General features: G+C 68.2%; 1 protein-coding gene. It reads right to left on the minus strand.

Annotation, left to right across the window (positions count from 1 at the left end):
• On the minus strand, positions 1-1,039 hold a 1,039-nt coding region (locus tag E3D03_RS20870; protein ID WP_263568535.1), incomplete at both ends, for a phage terminase large subunit family protein.

Below are 1,039 nucleotides of genomic sequence, written 5' to 3' on the forward strand. Positions count from 1 at the left end.
CCGCCACCAGCTGCTTCAGCCATTCGGTGTCGGACCAGCCGGGCAGGTGGATCGTGCCGGGGGCGTCGAGCATTCCAGCCTCGCGGTCCTCGTCCGAGGGCCGCTCGATCCGCAGGAACCGATAGGTCTCGGCCTTGAATGTCGCCGTGGCCACCGACCAGAGCCGGGCCCCGCGGCGCAGGCGGCGGCCAGCCACGTTCGCATCGACATAGGTCGGGCCAGAAACTGGGGCGGCGCGGTTGAAGCCCTCAAGCCCCTTCAGGGGCGCCACCTGTTCGAACCCGACCTTGCGCGACCAGGCATAGACCGCCGCGGCCTCGTAACCGGTATCGATGCCAAGTCGTGCCACGGTCATGAAGGCGCCGTTGGCATGCTGCCAGCTGCGCCCGAGCATGGCGGTCAGCTTGTCCCAGGCGGCAGGATCGTCAGGCCCGCCCGGGATGACGATGTGATCGACGAGCCAGCTTTCCATGCTCCGGCCCCAGGCCCAGATGTCGACTTCGATCCGGTCCCTCTGGACGTCGGCCCCGGCCGTCAAAAACAACCCTGCCATGGGCACCGTGCCCGGCTTCCAGGCCTCGCGTCGATCCGCCAGGCGCTGCCACTCCGGCGCGTCGCCGCTTTCGACCCATGTCTCGCCCAAGAGCGTGTTGCGCGCGGCGCGCAGCGTCTCGTCCGACCCCTGGGCCGCCAGCCATTCCCGCGCGACGTCGGACCAGCTTTTCCAGCCCAAGGGCGAGTAGAGCGCCGAGAGGTGGAACCCGATAGCCTTCGGATCCCTGGAAACCGCTGTTGCCCGCCACTCACCCTTGGCCAGCATCTCAGTCTTGTGATGCTCGGCGATGGGCCGTTCGCAGCCCTCGCAGTGATAGGCGGCAGTTTCCGGCTTCCCCTTGGCCCAGCGCAGCCGGTCGAACTGCAGCCATTGCATGGTGCCACAGTGGGGGCAGGGCACGAAGTAGCGCCGCTGGTCCGATGCCTCGAACTCGCGCTCGATCCGGGACAGCCCCCGGATCGTCGGCGTCGAGACCATGAACAC

This window comes from Paracoccus sp. DMF (genome assembly GCF_004407025.1).
Classification (GTDB): domain Bacteria; phylum Pseudomonadota; class Alphaproteobacteria; order Rhodobacterales; family Rhodobacteraceae; genus Paracoccus; species Paracoccus aminovorans_B.